The sequence below is a fragment of the Paenibacillus aestuarii genome (genome assembly GCF_027789125.1).
Taxonomy (GTDB): domain Bacteria; phylum Bacillota; class Bacilli; order Paenibacillales; family NBRC-103111; genus Paenibacillus_E; species Paenibacillus_E aestuarii.
On sequence record NZ_JAQFVF010000057.1, the window covers coordinates 1 to 5,779 of the forward strand.

The window sequence follows — 5,779 nt, forward strand, 5'->3', positions numbered from 1 at the left end:
TTCATAATGCCAAAGAAGTTCTCCATCACCGCGTTATCGTAACAATTTCCTTTGCGTGACATGCTTTGGGTAATTCCTTGTTTCTTCAAAGCATGTTGATACGGCTTCATCTGGTAGTGCCAGCCTTGATCCGAATGTAGGAGGAGTTCATCCTCTTCGGATAAGCGTTTAAAGGCCTTATCTAGCATCTCAGAGACTAAGGAATAAGTAGGGCGGGGCCCTACTGTGTAAGTGATAATTTCACCGTTAAACAAGTCCAAAACAGGTGATAAGTACAGCTTTTCTCCAAATAGCTTAAATTCCGTAATATCGGTAACCCATTTCTCATTTGGTTTTTCCGCGTGAAAATTACGATTGAGTACGTTAGGTGCAATTTTACCTACTGTTCCTTTATGGGAACGATATTTCTTCATACGCACCACTGATTTCAAGCCTAATTCTTTCATGATACGCTGCACTTTTTTATGATTAACCCGATGTCCCCGATTATATAGTTCATCACGGATACGACGATAGCCATAACGTCCTTGATGTTCGATGTAAATGGATCGAATAAGGAGTTTTAGATCTTTGTCTAGATCGGGCTTATTCAACTGCTTTACCCAGTAGTAAAAGGTACTACGAGGGATGTCAGCAAACGCTAGCAATGCAACCACCGGGAATTCAAGCCTTAATTCATAGACTACTTGTGCTTTGTCTTGTTTGGTGATTTTTCCTTGTTTTGAACTAAGGCATTCAACTTTTTTAGATAGGTATTTTCCATACGCAAACGTTCTATTTCTGCTTTCAGAGCTTCAACTGAACCCTCCGCAGGTTCTAGTTTTTTCGAATTGTTCTCTTTCTTATTTGTCATAAGTGGGCGCCCCTTTTTCTTTGATTTCAGGGCGTCCTTTCCATCTTCATTAAATTGATTGCGCCATTTTCTAATGATCCCAGGGGAGGAAATATTAAAAATGACAGCAGCTTCATTTGGAGACGTCCCATGCTCGTTCATATAGTTGAGTACGTCTAGTTTAAATGACATGCTGTAAGCTGTATAGCTCTTTTCAAAAGCTTTTACCCCGTGATATTCGTATTGCCTAACCCACATACGTAAAACTTCATGGTTTATCCCTAATGATTTTGCAACGCTTTTAATTCCTTCCGTACCATTCTGATACTTAAGAATGGCCTTCAATTTCTCATCTAAACTGAAATTAGGCAAAAAAACTGCACCTCCATTGTTAGTCGTGTCTAACAAATGGGGTGCAGTTCACAATGCGATCGACTGCCTTCTCCACGCTATCGGACAGTTTAGCGTGGTGTTTAATATGTTTTATGATCATCTCTATGATGAAGGCTGGAAGTGGAAGGTTCAGTACAAGAAGATATCCCTTTCCCTAGTTCAAGTGTATATTCATTTAGGCATGGAAAAGCCCAGGGATCAGTATGGAATGATGAAGGAACGATCTTCTACAGTTCTGAGCACCATGGTGACAGATGTTATATATGCTTCCTAAAAAATTTATTAACTAAAAAAAAAGCTCAAGCACCAAGATCGTGCTTGAATGTAAGATACCGTTTACGCATTTCTCTCTAGCAATGCCCCCAATTGTTCTGCCAAGACATGATGGGGGACAGGCTTTTCATTCGTAAACCACCATTCCACTACTCCAACATAAGCAGATGCAACAAAACTAACGAGAAGATCTTCATTTAAGCCCTCATTTTTTCCTTTGCTTACATCGACCTCATTCTTAAATTCTTCGATCAGAAAATCAAGAAACCGACCGCGAAAATAAGGAGCGCCTTTACTTGCTAACATCATAGAAACGAATGAATAATGACGTTCAAAGTATTCGGTCCAAATTAGATTCGATTCAGTATATGCCAATTCAGATGCCGCTCTGCATGTAACCCGTAATACGTCTATATGTTCTTCCATGAGTTTATCTAACAGATCAAATTTATCTAAATAATGAAGATAGATAGTCCCGCGACTCACATTCGCCCTGTCAGAAAGATACTACTTTAGCCAATTTGGATCACCAAGCTTTCATAAATAATTAACAATTATCAAGCATTTGTTCATTACTTAACAGATCACGCTCATTTAACAATTGCGGACTTTATGTAACTCATTATAATTATAGACACACGTTCATTTATATAAAAATGTCAACTGAAGGAGAACTGATAGGTGCACAAAAATGATCGGATGATCGAAGTTGCCTGGGTGATGTCCAATCAGGCAATCAAAGCACCTATCATTGGAGCAAGAAATGTATTGAATTTTCAATTGTTACAATTGATTTGGACTTGACTACGAAAAAGCGTAATAAAATTTCTGCACTCACTTTCTATCCTGCCTGCAACTGATCGAGGAGAAACGCTGCTGCCGATGTGAACTTGGCCTACATGTTAACACGTTAGAACTGACTTGGAGATGACTCCAATGACTAAACTTGGTTCATATTATCAGAAATGAGGTTGGTGACAAATGGAATATGTGAAGCTCGGAAATACTGGTTTGGATGTATCGCGGATTTGTCTTGGTTGTATGGGCTTTGGTGTAGCCGTGCAGGGTGGACATCAATGGGTTCTTGATGAAGAGAGCAGTCGTCTAATCATTAAACAAGCTTTGGAGATTGGTGTCAATTTTTTTGATACGGCGAATGTCTATTCAGCCGGAACAAGTGAAGAGTTTACTGGAAAAGCTTTAAAGGAATACTCAAACCGTGATGAAATTGTACTTGCTACAAAGGTTAATGGACGCATGCATGATGGTCCAAACGGTGCCGGGCTATCTAGAAAGGCAATCATGAGTGAGATTGATAAAAGCCTAAAGCGTCTGGGAACAGATTATGTGGATCTATACCAAATTCACCGATGGGATTACCATACGCCTATAGAAGAGACAATGGAAGCCATGCATGATGTAGTGAAGGCAGGGAAGGCACGATACATAGGTGCATCCGCCATGTACGCATGGCAGTTCTTGAAGGCCCTTCACACAGCCGAGAAAAATGGGTGGACCCGGTTTGTGTCGATGCAGAATCATTACAACCTCATCTACCGTGAAGAAGAGAGAGAGATGCTACCGCTCTGTAAGGCTGAAAAAATCGGTGTGATTCCCTACAGCCCACTAGCAGGAGGAAGATTGACAAAAGATCCGCAAGAAAAAACAAATCGTTCGGAAACCGATCAAATTGTGAAACTGAAGTACGATGCGACTGCGGATACCGATCGATTAATCATCGATAAGGTTGCGGTTATCGCAGAGAAATACGGTGTTCCCCGTGCCCAAATCGCACTTGCCTGGCTGCTGCAGAAGGAACCGGTAACCGCCCCCATCGTCGGTGCGACAAAAACATCGCATCTTGAGGATGTGAAAGCTGCACTTTCGGTTAAGTTAACATCTGACGAAATGGCATCGCTTGAAGAATCGTACGTACCTCATCGGATCGTAGGTCATCAATAATGACCACTTTAGAACGCTTATGGACGAAGCCATTTATTCTCATGACGATAGGAAACCTGTTCCTATTTGTCGCTTTTTACATGCTTTATCCGACGTTGCCGCCATACATCAAACAGATGGGTGCCAGTGAATTTCAGGTGGGTCTGGCAATGGGGGCGTTTGCGCTGTCTGCCGTTCTTTTCCGGCCACTCGTCGGCGGGCTCCTGGATCGCTTCGGTAGGCATCCGTTTATCGTTTGGGGGATTCTTCTGTTCACCTTGGCGATGTATTTGTATGGTTGGGTAGGGGGAATCCTCGTTCTGATTGGGCTTAGGATCTTACATGGGTTGAGCTGGGCTCTTTCCACGACCGCGATGATCACGTCGATTACAGATGTAATTCCCTCTGCTCGCCGCGGTGAGGGAATGGGGTGGTTTAGCACGTCCATGACCCTTGCTATGGCTGTCGGCCCGCTGTTTGGTATTTCGATTACACAGCACCAGTCTTACAGCACTTTGTTTTTATTTGCCGTAGTCCTCTCTGCGGCAGCGCTAATCCTGACGTTTGGTTCAAAAGCGCCTTTCCAACCGCAACCGGGAGCAAGACAAATCGAATTGTACGAAAAATCGGTCCTGCCGCTTGCGATGTCTGTCTTTTTTCTGTTTATCGCTTATGGCGGTATTACAACTTTTGTTCCGCTCTTCGCAGGCACGATCCAAGTAAATTCTGGCGTATTTTTCCTGACTTTTGCCGCAACGCTCGCGTTCAGTCGTCCCATTTCGGGAAAACTGTCCGATCGGTACGGCGAGATGGCTATTATTGTACCATCTCTTGTCATCACGATTTCCTCCTTGATTGTCCTGAGTCTCTCGACCGGTTTGATAGGGGTGCTAATTTCGGCTGTTCTATATGGAATTGGCTTTGGCTCCGCGCAGCCGGCTTTTCAATCGGCGACGATACTTCTTGCCCGTCCGGATCGTAAAGGTGTTGCCAATGCTACAATTTCGACCGCTAACGACCTTGGCATCGGGCTGGGTGCTATCTTGCTGGGTTGGGTCTCTCAGCACACTAACTACCGAGTATTATTCATTGTAAGTGCCGTGGCCGTTGCAGTATCTTTGGTTCTATTCACACTTTTTGTGAGACGTTTGCCGAAAGAAAAAATACAGTCGCTGAATGAAGACTCTCTTCCTGTCGAATCCAACTGAAAATTATATGATGTAATCGGTAGACTAGTAAACTACCTGACTTGGAAGCTTGATGTTTAAACTAACTGGGAACGCTAGCATTCCTGTAGAGCGTTAATCTTAAGCTTTGCAAAAAAACAAGCGCCTCGGTACGATGGGAGTACGCAACGGGTCATAGCCCTTAAAATCCCATCATCCAGGAGGACGCTCTACTATGAAGTTTAAAGCTCAGAACAAACAAAATCAACTCATTGAAAAAATTACCGCTCAGCATCTCGTTGTCGGGATCGACATCGCTCAACAAGCACATGTCGCACGTGCAGTTAATTTTCGTGGAATCGTGGTCGGTAATCCAATATCCTTTACGAATGATGAAGAAGGATTTCAAAATCTTCTTCGATGGATTCATTCACTGCAAGCAGCTCATAGCCTTAGTTCGGCTATTGTTGGCATGGAACCTACCGGTCATTACTGGCTAAACGTCTCTAAATGGCTCTCCGAGCGTGAATATGAAGTTGTTCTCGTTAATCCTCATCTTGTAAAAAAGAATAAAGAAAACCGCGACAATACGCCATCAAAGAGCGACAAAAAGGATGCTCTGGTCATCGCTGACATGGTTAAGAACGGCTACTACTCATTCACTCGCAACACTCCTGAAGCCTTTGAAGAACTTCGAGTCTTTCTCTCAAACAGGGACTCTGTCGTGACGAGACTCGTTAGTGCTAAAAACCAAATCCATCGTTGGGTTGACGTTGTGTTTCCCGAGTTGCGGCAAGTCTTTAAAGACCTTATGTGCAAAGGCTCATTGGCCACATTACGACTTTTTTCAACACCTGAAGAAATGAAGAAATTAGAGCCTCAAGATGTGGTATATGGATGGAAGTCCCTAATGAAACGTCAGCCTGGCGAAAGAAAGGCTCTAGCACTAATTGCTCTTGCTAGTCATTCTGTTGGTTCTAAACAAGCTACATATGCGTACAAGCTTCATTTAAAGCAGCTTCTGGCCGAATACGATCTTGCGTGCGAGCAGCTTAAAATAGTAGAGGCAGAGATTATTACTGTTTTAGACCGCATTCCTTTTGCTAAATCAATGCTTGCTGTTAAAGGGATTAACGCGATTTCACTTGCAGGTATTCTTGGTGAAGCAGGGGAT

3 protein-coding genes and 2 pseudogenes are annotated in these 5,779 nt (G+C 43.1%); 3 read left to right on the forward strand and 2 right to left on the reverse strand.

Translation table 11 applies throughout. The annotated features are described in order from the left end of the window. Positions 1-1,204 (reverse strand): annotated as a pseudogene (locus tag O9139_RS22210) (IS3 family transposase); the annotation flags it as partial. A 357-nt stretch (positions 1,205-1,561) separates the two neighbouring features. Beyond that, positions 1,562-2,002: pseudogene (locus O9139_RS22215) on the reverse strand (TetR-like C-terminal domain-containing protein); the annotation flags it as partial. 477 nt (positions 2,003-2,479) lie between these two features. On the opposite strand from O9139_RS22215, the gene O9139_RS22220 reads away from it, so the two are divergent. The 3 genes from O9139_RS22220 to O9139_RS22230 form a co-directional block, all read left to right on the forward strand. Next, on the forward strand, positions 2,480-3,460 hold the full coding sequence (locus O9139_RS22220; protein WP_270881614.1) for an aldo/keto reductase: 981 nt from the start codon (positions 2,480-2,482) through the stop codon (positions 3,458-3,460). Next, positions 3,460-4,647, forward strand: a complete 1,188-nt coding sequence (locus O9139_RS22225) for an MFS transporter (RefSeq protein ID WP_270881615.1) — start codon at positions 3,460-3,462, stop codon at positions 4,645-4,647. Before O9139_RS22220 ends, O9139_RS22225 begins: the two co-directional genes overlap by 1 nt. A gap of 193 nt (positions 4,648-4,840) precedes the next feature. Then, the coding region (locus tag O9139_RS22230) for an IS110 family transposase (protein ID WP_270881616.1) at positions 4,841-5,779 on the forward strand (939 nt) is incomplete at its 3' end.

Coding starts and splice junctions, on each gene's coding strand:
- O9139_RS22220 (WP_270881614.1), top strand. CDS start 2,480: ATGGAATATGTGAAGCTCGGAAATACTGGTTTGGATGTATCGCGGATT.
- O9139_RS22225 (WP_270881615.1), top strand. CDS start 3,460: ATGACCACTTTAGAACGCTTATGGACGAAGCCATTTATTCTCATGACG.